This window comes from Vibrio sp. DNB22_10_4 (genome assembly GCF_052879755.1).
The window spans coordinates 1-236 of the sequence record NZ_JBNNXW010000125.1 but is presented as its reverse complement, the minus strand read 5'-3'; the positions used below and the strand labels follow the sequence as shown (position 1 = coordinate 236).

1 pseudogene is annotated in these 236 nt (G+C 61.0%); it reads right to left on the bottom strand.

From position 1 onward, the window contains the following. A pseudogene (locus ACVA6Q_RS24930) lies at positions 1-236 on the bottom strand (hypothetical protein); the annotation flags it as partial.

The window sequence follows — 236 nt, the reverse complement described above, 5'->3', positions numbered from 1 at the left end:
CCTTTTCTGCGAGCAAACGCAGCGGCCCGGTTTCGGAAAAACCGGAAAGTGCGCGCGTGAGGTAAGAGAGTACGCCTTCGAGAAGAATGAAACCCATGAGGGCGATGTTGATGGCCAGGCTGATCAATCGGGCGCTCATATCGATGCCCGACGCCATGCCTGCGCGGTCTGGCGAGACCGAGCCCGTGGCGGTATTGGTGACCGGTGTATTGGTCAGGCCCAGCCCCGTTCCGCAC